Annotated in this window: 15 protein-coding genes and 1 pseudogene; 8 read left to right on the top strand and 8 right to left on the bottom strand. The window is 71.1% G+C overall.

Annotation, left to right across the window (positions count from 1 at the left end; translation table 11 throughout):
• Positions 1-18: 18 nt before the first annotated feature.
• On the bottom strand, positions 19-846 hold the full coding sequence (locus IW256_RS18825) for an ABC transporter permease (protein ID WP_307828947.1): 828 nt from the start codon (positions 844-846) through the stop codon (positions 19-21).
• Complete coding sequence (locus tag IW256_RS18820; protein ID WP_197012239.1) at positions 843-1,820, bottom strand: ATP-binding cassette domain-containing protein; 978 nt, start codon at positions 1,818-1,820, stop codon at positions 843-845. The genes IW256_RS18825 and IW256_RS18820 overlap by 4 nt, the downstream gene beginning before the upstream one ends.
• 114 nt (positions 1,821-1,934) lie before the next feature.
• Here IW256_RS18820 and IW256_RS18815 point away from each other — a divergent pair, with 114 nt between their 5' ends.
• From IW256_RS18815 to IW256_RS18805, 3 genes are all read left to right on the top strand, one after another.
• Positions 1,935-2,540 (top strand): TetR/AcrR family transcriptional regulator, encoded by a 606-nt coding sequence (locus IW256_RS18815; RefSeq protein ID WP_197012238.1) that lies wholly within the window; start codon positions 1,935-1,937, stop codon positions 2,538-2,540.
• A 228-nt stretch (positions 2,541-2,768) separates the two neighbouring features.
• Positions 2,769-3,929, top strand: coding sequence for a winged helix DNA-binding domain-containing protein (locus tag IW256_RS18810; protein ID WP_197012237.1), 1,161 nt, complete (start codon positions 2,769-2,771; stop codon positions 3,927-3,929).
• A 189-nt stretch (positions 3,930-4,118) separates the two neighbouring features.
• Entirely contained in the window at positions 4,119-4,934 is an 816-nt protein-coding gene (locus tag IW256_RS18805) for an ArsR/SmtB family transcription factor (RefSeq protein WP_197012236.1), read from the top strand.
• A 92-nt stretch (positions 4,935-5,026) separates the two neighbouring features.
• Here IW256_RS18805 and IW256_RS18800 read toward each other — a convergent pair whose 3' ends face one another.
• Positions 5,027-6,067, bottom strand: a complete 1,041-nt coding sequence (locus IW256_RS18800) for an NAD(P)/FAD-dependent oxidoreductase (protein WP_197012235.1) — start codon at positions 6,065-6,067, stop codon at positions 5,027-5,029.
• A 406-nt stretch (positions 6,068-6,473) separates the two neighbouring features.
• On the opposite strand from IW256_RS18800, the gene IW256_RS18795 reads away from it, so the two are divergent.
• The 3 genes from IW256_RS18795 (at position 6,474) to IW256_RS18785 (ending at position 9,201) form a co-directional block, all read left to right on the top strand.
• Positions 6,474-7,427 carry a ferritin family protein gene (locus tag IW256_RS18795; protein ID WP_197012234.1) on the top strand — a complete coding sequence of 318 codons (954 nt, stop codon included), beginning with the start codon at positions 6,474-6,476 and terminating at the stop codon, positions 7,425-7,427.
• A 293-nt stretch (positions 7,428-7,720) separates the two neighbouring features.
• A complete protein-coding gene (locus IW256_RS18790; RefSeq protein ID WP_307828946.1) occupies positions 7,721-8,488 on the top strand; it encodes a DUF4158 domain-containing protein in 768 nt (255 codons plus the stop codon).
• Between the two features lie 200 nt (positions 8,489-8,688).
• Complete coding sequence (locus tag IW256_RS18785; RefSeq protein WP_197012232.1) at positions 8,689-9,201, top strand: hypothetical protein; 513 nt, start codon at positions 8,689-8,691, stop codon at positions 9,199-9,201.
• A 285-nt stretch (positions 9,202-9,486) separates the two neighbouring features.
• On the opposite strand, the gene IW256_RS18780 is transcribed toward IW256_RS18785, so the two are convergent.
• The 5 genes from IW256_RS18780 to IW256_RS18760 form a co-directional block, all read right to left on the bottom strand.
• Positions 9,487-10,803 carry a cytochrome P450 gene (locus tag IW256_RS18780; RefSeq protein ID WP_307828945.1) on the bottom strand — a complete coding sequence of 439 codons (1,317 nt, stop codon included), beginning with the start codon at positions 10,801-10,803 and terminating at the stop codon, positions 9,487-9,489.
• A gap of 353 nt (positions 10,804-11,156) precedes the next feature.
• The gene (locus IW256_RS18775) at positions 11,157-11,960 is read right to left on the bottom strand and encodes an ABC transporter permease (protein WP_197012230.1); all 804 of its coding nucleotides are present in this window, start codon (positions 11,958-11,960) and stop codon (positions 11,157-11,159) included.
• On the bottom strand, positions 11,957-12,931 hold the full coding sequence (locus IW256_RS18770) for an ATP-binding cassette domain-containing protein (RefSeq protein WP_197012229.1): 975 nt from the start codon (positions 12,929-12,931) through the stop codon (positions 11,957-11,959). Before IW256_RS18770 ends, IW256_RS18775 begins: the two co-directional genes overlap by 4 nt.
• A gap of 27 nt (positions 12,932-12,958) precedes the next feature.
• A complete protein-coding gene (locus IW256_RS18765; RefSeq protein WP_197012228.1) occupies positions 12,959-13,816 on the bottom strand; it encodes a DUF4097 family beta strand repeat-containing protein in 858 nt (285 codons plus the stop codon).
• An 89-nt stretch (positions 13,817-13,905) separates the two neighbouring features.
• Positions 13,906-14,472 (bottom strand): toxin-antitoxin system HicB family antitoxin, encoded by a 567-nt coding sequence (locus IW256_RS18760; protein ID WP_197012227.1) that lies wholly within the window; start codon positions 14,470-14,472, stop codon positions 13,906-13,908.
• Positions 14,473-14,995: 523 nt separating this feature from the next.
• On the opposite strand from IW256_RS18760, the gene IW256_RS18755 reads away from it, so the two are divergent.
• Together IW256_RS18755 and IW256_RS43040 are read left to right on the top strand one after the other, a co-directional pair.
• Entirely contained in the window at positions 14,996-15,379 is a 384-nt protein-coding gene (locus IW256_RS18755; RefSeq protein WP_197012226.1) for a VOC family protein, read from the top strand.
• A gap of 331 nt (positions 15,380-15,710) precedes the next feature.
• Positions 15,711-15,761: pseudogene (locus IW256_RS43040) on the top strand (hypothetical protein); the annotation flags it as partial.
• Positions 15,762-15,939: the final 178 nt, after the last annotated feature.

Below are 15,939 nucleotides of genomic sequence, written 5' to 3'. Positions count from 1 at the left end.
CCCCGAAGCGGTGCCCGTTCAGTGGTCCAGGCGGCGGTAACGGCGAACCGACAGCGGCAGGAACACCAACACGAGCGCGACCGGCCACGCCACGGCCAGCAGGATCGGATGCTGCGCGGCCCAGGAATCGCCGCCCATGCCGGGGTTGCCGAACAGCTCCCGGCAGGCGGCGACGGTGGCCGAGAGCGGGTTCCAGGTGGCGATCGCGCCCAGCCATCCGGGCATCTGCTCGGGCGAGACGAAGGTGTTGGCCACCATCGTCAGCGGGAACAGCGGTGCCCAGGCCGCGGCGGCGGCCTCCGGCTTGATCGACAGCCCGACCAGGATGCCCACCCAGGTCAGCGCGAACCGCAGCAGCAGGAGCAACCCGACGGCGGCCAGCGCCCGGACGGGCCCCTGGTGCCAGCTCCACCCGGCCAGCAGGCCGCACCCGACCAGGATGCCCAGCTCGAGCACGGAGTTGGCCAGGTCGGCCATGCTCCGGCCCAGGACCACCGCCGACGGCGACATGGGCATGGAGCGGAACCGGTCGGTCACGCCCCGGTCGGCGTCGGTGGAGACCACGGTGATCGTGGTGGCGACGCCGAACATCATCGTCTGGGCGAACATGCCCGGCATCAGGAACTCGCGGTAGTCCCCGCCTCCGGCCACGACCATCGCGCTGCCGAACACGTAGCCGAACATCAGCACCATCATGATCGGCCAGAGCAGCTGGTAGGCGATCACCGCCGGGTTGCGCAGCCAGTGGATCAGGTCCCGGCGGGCCACCGTCCAGCCGTCGGCGACCGCCCAGCGCAGCCGCTCCACCGGCGTCCGGGGCGGGCCCGGGACGAGGAGCGCGGTCACGCGACCACCTCCCGCCCGGCCCCGGCGCGGGCACCATGCCCGGTGAGGTGCAGGAACACCTCGTCCAGCGTCGGCCGGCGCAGCGCGACGTCCTCCACTTCGACGCGCTCGTCGGCGAGGACCCGCATGATCTGGGTGAGCGCCCCGATCCGGTCCCGGACGGGGGCGTCCACCCGCCGGGCGTCGGTGTCGACGCCGGGCTCGGCGCCGGTCACCTCCGCCACGACCGCCGCGGCCCGTGCCAGGTCGTCGCGCTCGCGCAGCACCAGGTCGATCCGGTCACCGCCGACCAGCGACTTCAGCCGCACCGGAGTGCCCTCGGCGATCACCCGGCCCGCGTCGAGCACCGCGATCTGGTGGGCCAGCCGGTCGGCCTCCTCCAGGTACTGGGTGGTCAGCAGCACCGTGGTCCCCTCGGCCACCAGGTCGCGGACGGCCTGCCAGACCTCGTTGCGGTTGCGGGGGTCGAGCCCGGTCGTCGGCTCGTCCAGGAAGAGGACGCGCGGTGCCAGGATGAAGCTCGCGGCCAGGTCGAGCCGGCGGCGCATCCCTCCCGAATAGTGCTTGACCCTCCGGCCCCCGGCCTCGCCCAGGCCGAACCGCTCCAGCAGTTCCTCCGCCCTCCTCCGGGCGGTGCGCGCACCCAGGTGGTAGAGCCGCCCCCACATCTCCAGGTTCTCCCGGCCGGTGAGGATCTCGTCCACCGCCGGATGCTGCCCGGCCAGGCCGATCCGGTGCCGGACCCGCGCCGCCTGGCGTTCCAGGTCGCACCCGGCGACGCTGACCCGTCCCGCGTCGGCGCGCAGCAGCGTGCTGAGGATGCGGACGGCGGTGCTCTTGCCCGCGCCGTTGGGCCCGAGCAGGCCGCACACCGTGCCCTCGCGCACCGTCAGGTCGAAGCCGTCGAGCGCCACGGTCGCGCCGAAGCGCTTCCGCACCCCCTCGGCGACGACCGCGGATTCCGATGATCCCATGAGGAATCCTTCCTTACCCAGCACGGGATGCTGAGATTCATTTTTGGGACATCAATGTCCCGAAGAGGATGCCATGCGTATCACAATGGTTGTCAAGTGATAGCTTTCGGTTCGATGAGCACCACCGAGATCCCCGAGTCCGGCGCGCGGGGCCGGACCCGCCGCGCCATCCTCGGCGCCGCCGCCTCGGTCCTCGCCCGCGACCGCGGCGCCACGCTGGCCGACATCGCCGAGGCCGCGGACGTGGGCCGCAGCACCCTGCACCGCTACTTCCCCGACCGCCGGGAACTGATGAACGCGGTGGTCGAGGACTCCCTGGAGGCCATGGGGCGTTCGGTGGCCGCCGCGGCGATCGACGACGGCCCGCCCCTGGAGGCGATGCGGCGGCTGGTCGCGGCCCTGGTGGACGTCGGGGACCGGATCATGTTCCTGTGGGGCGATCCGCGCGTCCTGGCCGAGTACACGGCCCACGCGGACCCCGGCGACCCGGAGTGCGAGGGTGACGAACGCTTCACCGACGACCCCGTGCTGCGGCTGATCGAGCGCGGCCAGGCCGAGGGCGTGTTCGACCCCGATGTGCGCCCCGCCTGGATCCAGCACGTCCTGTGGGCCATGGTCTACACCGGGGTGGAGGACGCCGACCAGGGAGTGCTGCCACGCCACGGTGTCACCGCCACCGTCATCCGCACGTTCGAGAACGGCATCCTCGCCCGGCACTGACCCGCACTGCACTGACCCGCACTGCACTGACCGCACTGCACTGACCTGCAGTGCACTGCACTGACCTGCACTGCACTGCACTGACCTGCACTGCGCTGGCCTGCACGGCGCTCACCTACACGGGGTCGACCCGTACGGGGCCGGGTGGCCGACGCAGGATTAGGACAGTTCCTGACCTCACCTGCTCCTAGCGTGGGCCCACGTCACCGAGTGCGAGGAGCGCCCCGAATGAGTGTCGACAGCCGTCCGTTCACCATGACCTGGAACGAGGTGTGCGCCAGGCGGCTGGAACGGCACGCGCTGTCGGCGCCGTCCACGGACATGCGGCCGGCCGACATCGTCACCGCCATGGCCGGGACGCACGCCCAGGTACTGTCCGCGGCCGAGCTGGGCATCGCGCAGCGGATCGAAGGCGCCACGCGCGTCGACGTCCGCGAGGCGCTGTGGAACGACCGCACCCTGGTCAAGACCTACGGACCGCGCGGGACCGTGCACCTGCTGCCCGCCCGTGACCTGGGCATGTGGGTGGGGGCACTGTCGGCCGTCCCCTACTCCGCCCCGTCCTCTCCGGACCTGCGGATGACCGCTGAGCAGACCGAGGAGGTGATCGCCGCGATCGGGGACGCGCTCGCCGGCGCGGAGCTGACCATCGACGAGCTGAGCGAGCAGGTCATCGCCCGTACCGGACCGTGGGCCGCCGATCCCGTCCTGCCCGCGTTCCAGGGGATGTGGCCGCGCTGGCGCCAGGCGCACCACATCGCGGGCATCCGGGGCGTGATGTGCTTCGGCCCCAACCGGGGGCGCAAGGTCACCTACACCAACCCGCGCCGCTGGCTGCCCGGGCTGTCGCCGATGGAGCCAGAGACGGCGCTGGCCGAACTGGTGCGCTGCTACCTGCACGCCTACGGCCCGGCGACGCCGCAGCGGTTCGCCCACTGGCTGAACGCTCCGGTGAGCTGGGCCGTGGACCTGTTCGCCTCAATGGGCGACCGCCTGGAGAAGGTGGAGGTCGAAGGCGCGCAGGCATGGGTCACCGCGGGCGACACCGCCGTACCGTCCGGTCCACCGGAGGGGGTGCGGCTGCTCCCCTACTTCGACACCTACGCCTACAGGGTCGGCAACCACCCCGCCGAGCTGCTCTATCCGGGCAGGGCCTCCGAACGCGTGCTGCGCGGCAACTTCCAGGTCCTCTTGGTCGACGGCGTCGTCGCAGGTCTCTGGCACCAGCGCCGTTCCGGACGCAGGCTCACGGTCACCGTCGAGCCCCTCCGCCCGCTCTCCCCGGCCCACCACCGCGAGTTGGACGCACAGGTCGGCCGGGTGGGTGAGATCCTCCAGGCGCACCCGGAACTGACCATCGGCGAGGTCACCGTGGGCGGCCACGCCTGACCGGGCCCGCCTGGCGGCCGAGTCCGCGACCAGGCCGTTCGGCAGGCGGACGGCCGAACTCGGCCCGCGCCCGGGTCGCTCTCCGCGGACGGTTGACGTGCAACCTTTTAGTTGCCTATGCTCACCATGCAACCAAATGGTTGCCTGTCTGGCCGTCCGGCCGGACGGCCGACGACCCGGCAGGAGAGCGTGGACGCGATCTTCAAGGCACTCGCCGATCCCAGCCGCCGGCGCCTGCTCGACGCCCTCAACGTCCGCGACGGCCAGAGCCTGCGCGAGCTGAGCGCGGGCCTGGACATGTCGCGGCAGGCGGTGACCAAGCACCTTGCGGTACTGGAGGCGGCCGGGCTGGTCACAGCGGTCCGGCGGGGCAGGGAAAGGCTCCACCATCTCAACGCCGCCCCCATCAACGAGATCGCCGAGCGCTGGATCGGCCGCTACGACCGCGAACGGCTGTCGGCGCTCTCCGATCTCAAAAGGGCACTGGAGGACACGACCTTGACCAGTTTCGTGTACGTCACCTACATCCGTACCACCCCGGAGAAGCTCTGGCGGGCCCTGACCGAGCCGGCCTTCACCCGCCGCTACTGGGGTGGTGTCGCGCTGAAGTCGGACTGGAAGGCGGGCTCGCCCGTGCTGTGGCAGAACGCCCCCGGTGAGGAGTTCCGCGACCACGGCCAGGTCGTCCTGACCGCCGAGCCGTACCACCGCCTCTCCTACGGCTGGCACACCTACCAGCCCGAACACGCCGAGCTGCTGGGCTGGAGCGAGGAGGAGCTCGCCGAGGCGGTCAAGGAGCCGCCGTCCCGCGTGACCTTCGACCTGCGGCCGCACGGGACGGCGGTCAAGCTGACCGTCACCCACGACGATCTGCAGCCGGAGAGCTGGATGCACCGCCTCGTCAGCGGCTCCACGGACCTGACCGGCGGGTGGCCTGAGCTGCTGTCCGACCTCAAGACGCTCCTGGAGACCGGCGAGGCGCCCGTCCCGGCTCCGGCGGGTTAGGGCGGGGTGGCGGCCCGAAAAGGGCCGGGCCGCCCCTGACTCCGGTACGGTCCGGCGCGCCGGGACCGGCCGGAGCCAGGGAACGGCCTCGTTCAGAGACCGTGCCGGCCGTCGCCGAGGACCCGCTCGGCGACCTCGCGTTCGGCCGCGGCCGAGAACGGCTCGCGGCGGGCGGCGACCGCCCGCCGCACCTCCTCGGCGATGAGGTCGGCGTTGATCGCTCCCCCGGCCCGCAGCCCGCCGGCCGCGGCGACGACGAGCTGCGCACCCGGGTCGGTGGCGTTGCCCGCCGCCCACACCCCCGGCACGGCGGTCGCCCCGGCGGGATCGGCGGGCACCCGGCTGCCCACCACGTAGGCGCCCATCCGCTGCTCAACGGTTTCCAGGCCGAGGCCCGCCACCACCTCGCCACGGGCGGCCATGAACGGCGACACCACCAGCGCCTCGCACGGGATCGTCCGGCCGCCGCTCAGGCGTACCCCGGCGAGCCGGTCGCCGGCGATCTCCAGCCGTTCCACCTCACCGTCCACCACCGCGATCCCGCGGGCGGCCAGCTCCTCGTACTCCTCGTCGCCCGGCTCCGGAGCGGTGTGCAGGAACAGCGTCACCTTCGGCGTCCACTGCCTCCACAACTGCGCGGCGTGCACCGCCAGCGGGCCGGTGGCCAGGACGCCGACCGCCCGGTCCCGCACCTCCCAGCCGTGGCAGTACGGGCAGTGCAGCACGTCCCGGCCCCACCGCTCCGCCACCCCGGGGACCTCGGGGAGGTCGTCCACCAGCCCGGTGGTCACCAGCAACCGCCGGGCCCGGACCGCGCCGCCGTCGTCCAGCTCCACCCGGAAGCCGCCCGCCTCCAGGCGCCGCGCCGACACGACGGTGCCCGTCACGATCTCACCGCCGTAGCCGGTCACCTCGGCGCGGCCCGCGGCGAGCAGGTCCAGCGGCGCCACGCCTTCCAGCCCGAGATAGTTGTGGGCGTGAGCCGCCGGGGCGTTCCGGGGCCGTCCGGCGTCGACCACCAGTACCGAACGGCGTGCCCGCGCCAGCGCCAGCGCCCCGCTCAACCCGGCCGCGCCGCCACCGGCGACCACCACGTCATAGCCGTTCTCACGTTCAGTCTTGTGTGCACTCATGCCACGCACCTCCACGAGCGATAGTGCGCAAGGCGGAATGGATCCGGCAAATTTGGTTGCCGCTATGGCAAACGGACACATCGGCTCAGCTGCCCTACGAGGTGGCCGAGGTGGCCCCCTCGCGAGCCTGGGGCCGATCCAGCGAATCGCGCAGAGCCGGTCGCAGCGGCGGACCGTGCGCGAGCCGGCGCGCGGGTCGGCGTGCGCGGCGAAGCCTGCCCGCCGCGGGCGGCTTGCCCAATCAGGAAGCGCCGATGACCCGCACGCGCCCTGGACGCCCGGCGGGTGTCTGGCATGATTACCTGCGTTAGGTAGTCATCCAATCACTCTGGGTGAGGATCATTTCCCGGTGCGACCCTCACCGGGCAAGACGTGCCGCACCCGCCACCGCCTGAGAGGAAACGACATGACCGCACGTCGCCCCACCTGGCGCTCGACCGGCGCGACCCTGGCCTGCGCCACCGCGATCCTGACCGTGGCGACCGTACCGGCCACCGCGGCGGCGGCCCCGGAGAAGGTGCACCCCAGCACTCGCGCCGACGCCCTCACCGCCATGCACGGCGAGGCATTCGCCTACGCCTCCTACATGGCCTACGCCACCCAGGCGTGGCACCAGCGCCATCGCAAGGTGAGCGAGCTTTTCGCGCGGGCCGCCCGTACCGAACTCGGCGACCACTTCGCCAAGGAGGCCCGCCTCATCCACTTCGCCCGCGGCAACGCCGCCAACCTGCGCGACAGCATCAAGGGCGAGACCTACGAGGCCACCACCATGTACCCGAAGTTCGCCGAAGAGGCCAAGCGCGACGGTGACACGAGGGCCGCCCGGCTCTTCAAGGAGATCGCCGGCGACGAGGCCGCCCACGCCAAGGCGTTCAAGAAGGCGCTCTGGGCCATCAAGCACCACCGTCCCCGCGCCATCCCCAAGGGCCCCTCGGCCAAGCCCGTCGCGCTCCGGCCCGGCGGGCCCCATGTCAAGTCCGCGCGGACGCTGCGCAACCTGGGGGTCGCCATGCGCGGCGAGGCGTTCGCCCACGCCAGGTACTCCCTCTACGCCGAGCACGCCAGGGCTTCCCACCAGCCCAGGCTCGCGCGGCTGTTCGAACGCGCCGCCCGGGTCGAGCTGGTCGAGCACTTCGCGGGCGAGTCCAACCTGGCGGGCCTGCTCCAGGGCACCCGCGCCAACCTGCGCAAGTCCATCAAGGGCGAGACCTACGAGGCCACCACCATGTATCCCCGCTTCAGCCGCCGCGCCGCCAAGGCCGGAGACACCGGGGCCGCCCGGCTCTTCAAGGAGATCGCCGGCGACGAGGCCGCCCACGCCAAGGCGTTCCGGCGGGCTCTGCGCAAGCTCGACAAGTGACGGGCACCGGCAGGCGCTGACGGGCACGGCACGCGTCCGGGCCGCCGCACCACCACCGGCGGCCCGGACGCCCGGCGGCGCCGGGGCTTGAGCAGCCGAACGGCCGGTCACGTTGAGGAGCCCGGCGGGCGCCTCTTGTCGTGACCGGCCGTTCCGGTGCTGATGGGCGACGGAGCCCTCTGGTCAGCCGATGACGTTCACCCTGCGGCGGAAGGTGGTGGCGGCGGTATCCAGATCCGCGAGGGTCTTGCGCCAGTCGGCGTCCGGGGAACGGCCGGCGGGCGTCGGGGTTGGTGGCCGGTCTTGGTGGCGGTCTTGGTGTTCGGCCGGGCTGCGGTGTAGTCGAGCAGGAGCGTGGCGAACGGCTCGGGCATCGGGGCTTGCGGATCGCCGAGGCGGAGCAGGACCTGGGGGTTGAAGAACACCGGAACCGAAACCCGCGCTTAGCCCTTCGTTCGGCTTGCGGTGTTTTGACGTGGGCTAATTGCTGCCAGAAACCTCCAGCGGTCGCGTTGATCAATTGCTGGAGGTTTCCTCATGCCCGTGGAATTCCTGTCCGCGATCAGACGGCTCGGTACGGAGCGTTCGTGGGAGCGCCGTCGCGGGCGGAGCCGGAGCGGTTCTTCTTTCTGGACGATGCCGATCGGGCGCTGATCGAGCGCGAGCCCAAGCGTCGTGAGCACAACCGCCTGGGGTTCGCGGTCCTGATGACCTCGGTCCGGTTCCTGGGAGTGCTCCCCGAGGATCCGGTCGGGGACCCGCTCGAGGTCGTGGAGTACCTGGCCGTGCAGTTGGCCATCGAGGACCCGTCGGTCCTGAAGGCGTACAGGGAACGAGAGAACACCCGGCTCGAGCACATGCGCGAACTGCGCGGACTGCGCGAGGTGCTGGGGTATCGGGACTCCGCCAAGGTCGCCGAGGAGTTGCGGACGTGGGTGGACCTGGGAGGCCGACAGGGTGATGTCGCGTCGGCCAGCAGCAGGGCCGGCTCGGTGGTGGTGAAAATGCCGCGGGCGGCGCGGGGTAATGCCGCGATCAGCTGGTCCGCGTCACACCTTTGAGGGCTGCGTCGTCAATAGGGTGCGGTCGAATCGGCCGGGCCGCAGACGCCTGACGGCCTCCAGAAAGAGACCTTGAAGGTGACCCGGGGGACCGAATTCCCATAGTCGGACCAGAAAAGGAGCCGCCGAAATAGGAATCCTCGACCATGGAAATCAACCACGAAAAATACGCACACCGACCTGTATCGGGAGGACCTATTGTGAGCGCGAACTCAACGACCGCCAAGCTGGGTACGGTGGGTGCCGTCATCGCCTCGACCGTTCTCGCCCTCGCCGCGCCCGCCGCGGCAGCGGGCCCCACCTCCACGGAGACCGCGACCCACCCGCACTGCGTGGCCGACATGGGCTCCACGTCCATGACCTGCTTCACGACCGAGAGGGAAGCCGACACCTTCGGCAACGCCAGCCAGGTCACGGCGGCCTGGCAGGTGCACGTCATCCTGTATGACGCCTTCGGCTACTCCGGCGCTTCGATCAGGCTGGGATCGGAGGGACGGTGCTCCTCCTCGACCAGCGACGTCGACGGAGTCCAGCCGAATCTCGGTCGGTTCGGCTGGAGCAATCGCGCCAGCTCGTTCCTCACTCGCAACAACTGCGACATGAAGGCCTGGGACCTCACCAGCTACGGCGGTGACCACTTCGCCACCTATCGCGACCACGACGACCGGCTCACCGGCATGAACAACCGGATCTCCTCGTTCAAGACGAGCTGACCTCGACACCTCGCCACCCACCAGATCGGCGGCTGATGAGCGGGTGCTTCCCTACGACAAGCCGGGGAGCACCCGCTCGACGGTGTGGCGCTGCTTGGACGGCGCATCCAGGTCCGCGCGCAGCATCGCGTCGATCGCCGGTTTGGGCGGGCAGGATTCCCGAGGTCTTCTCAAATACCAGAACAGGCATAGATCGAAGACCCCCTGGTCCAGGGGCTTATGGGCTATTAGGGGCAGGAGAATACTCAGGGAACTGAGGCGTTGTTTCCTGGCCGGTGAGTCGTGCTACTCGACCGTCCTGGTGAAGGTGCAGGGCAGGCGCTTGTAGCCGTTGATGAAGCCGGACATGAGCCGGTCGGGTTCGTCGGCGGCGATGTCGGGCACTCGGGTGAACAGCTCCCGGAACATCACGGCGATCTCCCGGCGGGCGAGGTTGGCGCCCAGGCAGAAGTGCGGCCCCGGCCCGCCGAACCCGACGTGCGGGTTGGGCGAGCGGGTGATGTCGAAGGTGTCGGGATCGCTGAACACGGTCTCGTCGCGGTTGGCGGAACCGTAGAACAGCGTCACTTTGTCCCCCTTGCGGAAGGTGTGGCCGTTCATCTCGTAATCGCGGGTGAGGTTGCGGCGCATGAAGATGACCGGGCTGCTGAAGCGCACGATCTCCTCGACGGCCCCGCCGATCCGCCCGTCGAAGTCCTCCAGGAGCAGCGCGCGCTGCTCGGGATGGTCGGTGAACAGCTTCAGGCCGTGCGCGATGGCGTTGCGGGTGGTCTCGTTCCCCGCCACCACCAGCAGCAGGAAGAACGTGGCGAACTCGCGCGGGCTCAGCCGTTCACCGTCGATGTTGGCGTTCACCAGCGCCGAGGTCAGGTCGCCGGTGGGTGTGGCCCGGCGCTCCCTGCCGAGCCGGGCCGCGAGCCGGTGCAGCCGCCAGCCCGCCGACGCCACCGTGCCCAGCATGCGCGTCGTGCGGAGCCGTCCGATCCTCGGCGTGCCGTCGCTGTAGTCCAGGGTGGCGCCGACGTACTCGGGATCGCTGTAGCCGACGATGATGTTGGTCAGCTCCACCACCCGCCGATGGTCCCGGGCGGGGATCCCCAGCATGTCGCAGATCACCTCGACCGGCAGCCGTACCGCCACCTGGGACACGAAGTCGCCGGGCCCGGCCTCGATCAGCTCGTCCACGATCCGCCCGGCCCGCCGCGCGATGTCGTCCTCGGCCTTGGCCAGCATCTTGGGACTGAACGCCCGCGACACGATCCGGCGGATCTTGGCGTGCCGCGGATCGTCCATGTCGATCATCGAGTTGAAGTACTTGTTCATCCAGCCCGGCATGTCGGTCGGGCTGGTGGCGCTGGGCTCGCTGCTGAACACCTGCGGCAGGCGGCTGGCCTCCGCCACGTCCGCATGGCGGACCAGCGCCCACGACCCCGGGCTCTGCCCCAGGAACGGGATCTTCGGCAGGGTGAAGAAGGCCGGGCCGGGCTGGGCCCGCAACACCGCGAACGCCTGCGCCCGCTGCTCCAGCGGCCGGGCCCAGAACCGCAGGTCGCTCAGGTCGATGTCCGCCGGCGTCAGCCTCGTCGAGTTCTCCGTGGTCACAGCCGGCCGCCTTCCCTCGATGGTGTCGCGACGCGCGCAGGGCGGTCCGGCCCGCAGTCGCCGTTCCATCCGCCCCGCACTTCTGGTGATGGCGTTCACCAGAAATTCTGGTGTCAACCATCTCCAGATTCAGGGCCGTCGTCAAGAGGTGCGGAACATCTTCACCGCCCGGATCCGCGAACCGGTGGACCGGGTCTGACCGCACACCGGGCCCTCCCCCGCCGGCGCGTGAGGATCGTGAAGTCCCGGCGCGTGACGGCGCGGCCACGCCGGTTCCCGGCCGGACGCTTCCGGCACGCCGAAGGCGCCCCGCGCCGGGCGGCGGGCGGGGCGCCTTGGCGTTGCGCCGGTGGTCAGGTGCTGACCGCCCTCTTGTAGAGGCGGGTCGCCAGCGGGACGAACACGACCAGGATGACGGCGATCCACAGCAGCGATGCCGGGACGGCGTGCTGCATCGGCCAGGCGTCCGAGGGCTTCATCGCGGTACTGGTGTTGCCGAAGAGCTCCCGCGCGGCCTGGGTGAAGGTGGAGACGGGGTTCCACTCGGCGATGACGCGCAGCGGCGCGGGCAGCCTGGAGCTGTCGAGGAAGGCGTTGGAGATGAACATCAGCGGGAAGGAGACCATGGTCGCGATGTTGTTGAAGCTTTCCGGGGTGCGCAGGGCCAGCGCGACCGTCGCGGTGAACCAGGAGAACGCGTAGGCGAACAGAAGCAGCAGCCCGAAACCGAGGACGGCCTCGTAGGGCGAGGTGTGCACCCGCCAGCCGACGATGAGTCCCATCACCGCCATGACGACCAGGCCGGCGAGGTTCATCAGCAGGTCGCTGACGGTCTGGCCGATCAGCACCCCGGACGGGGCCATGGGCAGGGAGCGGAACCGGTCGAAGATGCCCTTCTGAAGGTCCAGGGTCAGCGTGTAGCCGGTGATCTGCGCGCCCATGATCACGGCCTGGACGAAGATGCCGGGGAGCAGGAACTCCCGGTACGACATCCCCGGCACCTCGATGACGCTGCCGAAGACGTAGGCGAACATCAGCACGAACACGATCGGGAACATGATCGCGGCACCGAGCAGGTCCGGCGACCGCCTGATCTTCAGGGTGTTGCGCTTGGCGATGGTCCAGCCGTCGGCGACGGGCATGGTGAGCGCGTTCATCGGGTGGCCTCCTGTACCTGCTCGCCGGTGCCGGACGCCTGGCGCCCGGTCAGGGTGAGGTAGACGTCGTCGAGGGTGGGACGCCGCAGCCCGGCGTCCCGTACCCGGACCCCCGCCTCGGCCAGCCGGCCGAGGACCTCGCGGAGGGCCTCGGGGCCGTCGGTGACCGGGGCGGTGGTCTGGAGCGACTCCGGCACGGTCCGCATGGCGCCGACGGCGACCCAGGCGAGCGTCTGCCGGGCGGTCTCCAGCTCGGCGGCGTCGGTCACCGTCAGCTCGATGCGGTTGCCGCCGACCTGATCCTTCAGCTCGTCGGCGGTGCCGCGGGCGATGGCGCGGCCGTGGTCGACCACCATGATCTGGTCGGCGAGACGGTCGGCCTCCTCCATGTACTGGGTGGTCAGCAGCAGCGTGCTGCCGCCCGCGACGAGTTCGGAGATGGTGTCCCACAGCGCGGCGCGGGCGCGTGGGTCCAGTCCCGTGGTGGGTTCGTCCAGGAACAGCACCGGCGGGTCGGCGACCAGCGCGCCGGCGAGGTCGATACGGCGGCGCATGCCGCCGGAGTAGCCCTTCACCGGACGGTCCGCGGCGTCGGTGAGGTCGAAGCGTTCGAGCAGCTCGCGGGCGCGGGCCCTGCTGCGCTTGGCGCCCAGGTGGTACAGGCGTCCGACCATCTCCAGGTTCTCGGCGCCGGTGAGGTGCTCGTCGACGGCGGCGTACTGGCCGGACAGCCCGATGTGGGCGCGCAGCCGCCGGGCGTCGCCGACGACGTCGTGTCCGGCGACGGTGGCACGGCCGCCGTCAGGGCGCAGCAGCGTGGTCAGGACCCGTACCGTCGTGGTCTTTCCGGCGCCGTTCGGGCCGAGCAGGGCGAGCACCGTCCCTTGCGGGACGGAGAAGCTCAGCCCGTCCAGGGCCGTCACCTTGCCGTACCTCTTGACCAGCCCTTCGGCCGTGATCGCGTCGCTCATGGGGGTCTCCCTGCTGGTGTCGGGGGCTCAGGACCGGTGGATGTCGATGTCGCCCCAGTTGGTGTGCGCGTGCACCTCGACGACCCTGTCGGCCGCCTCGGGGGCTTCGGCGGCGGTCAGGGTGTTGCGGACCACGCCGTTCTTGCAATGCAGGTCGAGCCAGGCGGCCGTGCCCTCGGCGATCCCGACCTCGACCTTGCCGAAGCCGTTCTCCAGGTGGACGGTGCCGCTCACCGCCGCGCCGATCCGGATCCGGCCGTGCGCGGTCCTGGCGGTGAGGCCGGCCAGCACCCGGTCGATGGTGATGCCGCCGGTGGCGGTCTTCAGCTGCAGGTCGCCCGACACCTCACCGAGGGTGATGTCACCGGTGGAGTTCTTCACCGTGCCGGGGCCGCCGATGGCCCCGATCCGGATCGACCCGGTGGAAGCGGTCACCTCGGCGGGGCCGTTCACCCGGCCGACGGAGATGTCGCCGTTGGCGGCCCTGGCCTCCAGCGAGTCGGCCTCCTCCAAACGCAGATCGCCGTTCGAGCTGTGCAGGACGGCCTGGCCGAGACGGCCGGTGGCGATGAAGTCCGCGACGCCTCCAGCGGCGCCTTTGGCCTCGACGCGGGACCCGGCCGGCACGTCGACGGTCACCTCGATGGAACCGCGCCAGGACCGCAGGTACCCGAGAGCCCTGGGCTTGGGCCCCTTGACCAGCAGCCGTCCGCCGGAGAAATCGACGATCGTCTGCTCGGCGGCCTGCACGCTCGCCTCGGTGGACGGGTCGCTGGGGCGCACCTCCACCACGGTGTCGGCGCGGTCGCCGGCGTGGATGCGGACCTGGCCGACGTAGATCTGGATGTCGGCGGTGATCGGTTCGGGGGTGTCGAAAGCAGGCATGGCGGAGCCCTCCTCATGGGGCCGGTGGAACATCCCGGCCTCGGGGCCGGGCGATGAATGGTGACGGGGACGAAACCGGGCGTGTGCCGCTAGCGCACCCAGCCGGTGTAGCTGCGCCCGCTCTGGAACTGCTGCGGCCGGTCGCCGGGGCCGCTCCCGGGGCCGCTCCCGGCGCCGGGCTCGAACGCCGCGGAGATGGCGCGGACCAGCCAGGCGTTGACCGAGATCCCCTGCCTGCCGGCCGCCTCCTCCACGCGAGCCTTGAGGTGCTCAGGCAGCCGCAGGGTCATCCGCGCGGTGCCGCCCTCCTCCGCAGGCGCCGCCCCCGCGGGGGGCGGTCCGGCGGATGGCGGTCCGGTCTCCGCTGCGGTCTCCGCCACGCCCCCGGCCGCGCTTCCCGAAGATGGCCCCGGCTGCGGCGGCGTCACCACGAACGCCGGGTCGCCGCCGCGCAGCCGCACCTCGACCGAGCCCGGCGCGAGATCGCTGGTGATCTCGTCCGCCGCGGCCGACAGAGCCTCCAGCAGGGTGAGCCGCGTGGCCGACTCGAGGACGCCGGTGAGGCGCTCGGCCAGCGCGCGGGCGTCCGGACCGCCCGCCTCGGCGGCGACGGCGAGCTCGCGGCGGAGGTTCTCCACGTACGGCATCAGATCCATGGCTTCACTATGACGTCAAATAGACGTCAGGTCAAGCACCAAGGTGACGTCACTTCTGCTGGCACTCTGACGTCATGACCGCACCCGCCTCTCCCACACGCCGTATCGGCGCCCTCATCCCCAGCAGGCCCGAGCCCCACCGACGTCGGGGTCACGCCAGGTCTTGCCGCCCTTCACTCATCCCGGCGTCGCATCGCCTTGTGCAACGGCGCTGATGTCGACAAGGGTCCGCGTCCCCACCGCCGGATGGACCGCCTCCGGCGGGATCTCCGAGACACCTCGCCCTCCGGGGCCGATACGTCGTGGAGGCGGGCTCATCACCGAGAACCGACGCCTGCTGCCCGACGGCGGAGATCGGCCCCATGGCCAGTGGCGGGCCACCCGGAGCCGGGGCGGGGCCGGAGCCGCCTGCCGCACCGGGCCAGGCGCGCGGCGGCCGAGAGGAGGTCGCGCCACATCCGGGCCGTCGGCAGAGCACGCGGCCGATGATCGACTCTCGGGTTGTCTACGTACACTGTCGGGCATGGCATGCCGCATCAGTGAGCTGGTTATCGACGCCGCCGATCCCGACCGGCTCGCCGCGTTCTGGAGCGAGGTCCTCGGTTACGTCGAACTCGGCCGGGAAGACGACGGAAGCATAGAGATCGGGCCGCCCGACACCGGCTTCGGCGGTCCGCAGCCCACCCTCGTCATCAGCCCCAGCAGCGACCCGCGCACCGGGAAGCTCCGATTGCACATCGACGTCAACGCCACCGACCGCGACCAGGATGCCGAACTTGAGCGGCTGCTCGCCCTCGGCGCCAGGCCCGCCGACGTCGGCCAGACCGGCACCGAGACCTGGCACGTCCTGGCCGACCCGGAAGGCAACGAGTTCTGCCTCCTGCGTACCCGGCTCCAGCCGCTCTGACCACGTGCGTCCTGGCGCCAAGCCGCTCGGCCGTTCGACTCATCGAGTGCTGGACGCTGGATGAGGCGGAGCTGGAGTTGCCGGCCAACAAGACGCGCTGCTCTCGCCGTGGGGCTGGAGCGCGCCGGCGACCTGGAAGCGCAACCGGGCCGCGGTCGCCTCCTGGCTTACCTGGTGCACCACGAAGAAGCGGTGGAGCGCGCCGTCGGTCCCGGCCGACGCCGAACGCCGCCGGGAGAACGTCGACCACACCAAGGCCGTCGCCAAGACCAAGCTGGAGCGGCTCCTGTCGCGCCGCGACATCCCGCTGCGCGACAAGACCCTCTGCCGGATGCTGTACGAGACCGCCGCCCGCACCAGCGAGATCCTCTCCCTCAACGTCGAGGACCTGGACCAGGAGCACCGGCGGGCGCCACTGAGGTCCAAGGGCGGCGACATCGAAGGGGTGTACTGGGACGCTGGAACCGCCCGTCTCCTGCCCCGGCTCCTTCGCCTCCCTGATGACCATTCCGACGGGCCCGTCCGTGCGCGAGGACCGCTGTTCCTCGCCGACCGCAAGC

The sequence above is a fragment of the Actinomadura viridis genome, assembly GCF_015751755.1.
In the GTDB taxonomy this organism is placed as follows: Bacteria; Actinomycetota; Actinomycetes; order Streptosporangiales; family Streptosporangiaceae; genus Spirillospora; species Spirillospora viridis.
Note: the sequence above shows the minus strand (reverse complement) of the source record. Positions and strands in the feature narration are given on the sequence as shown.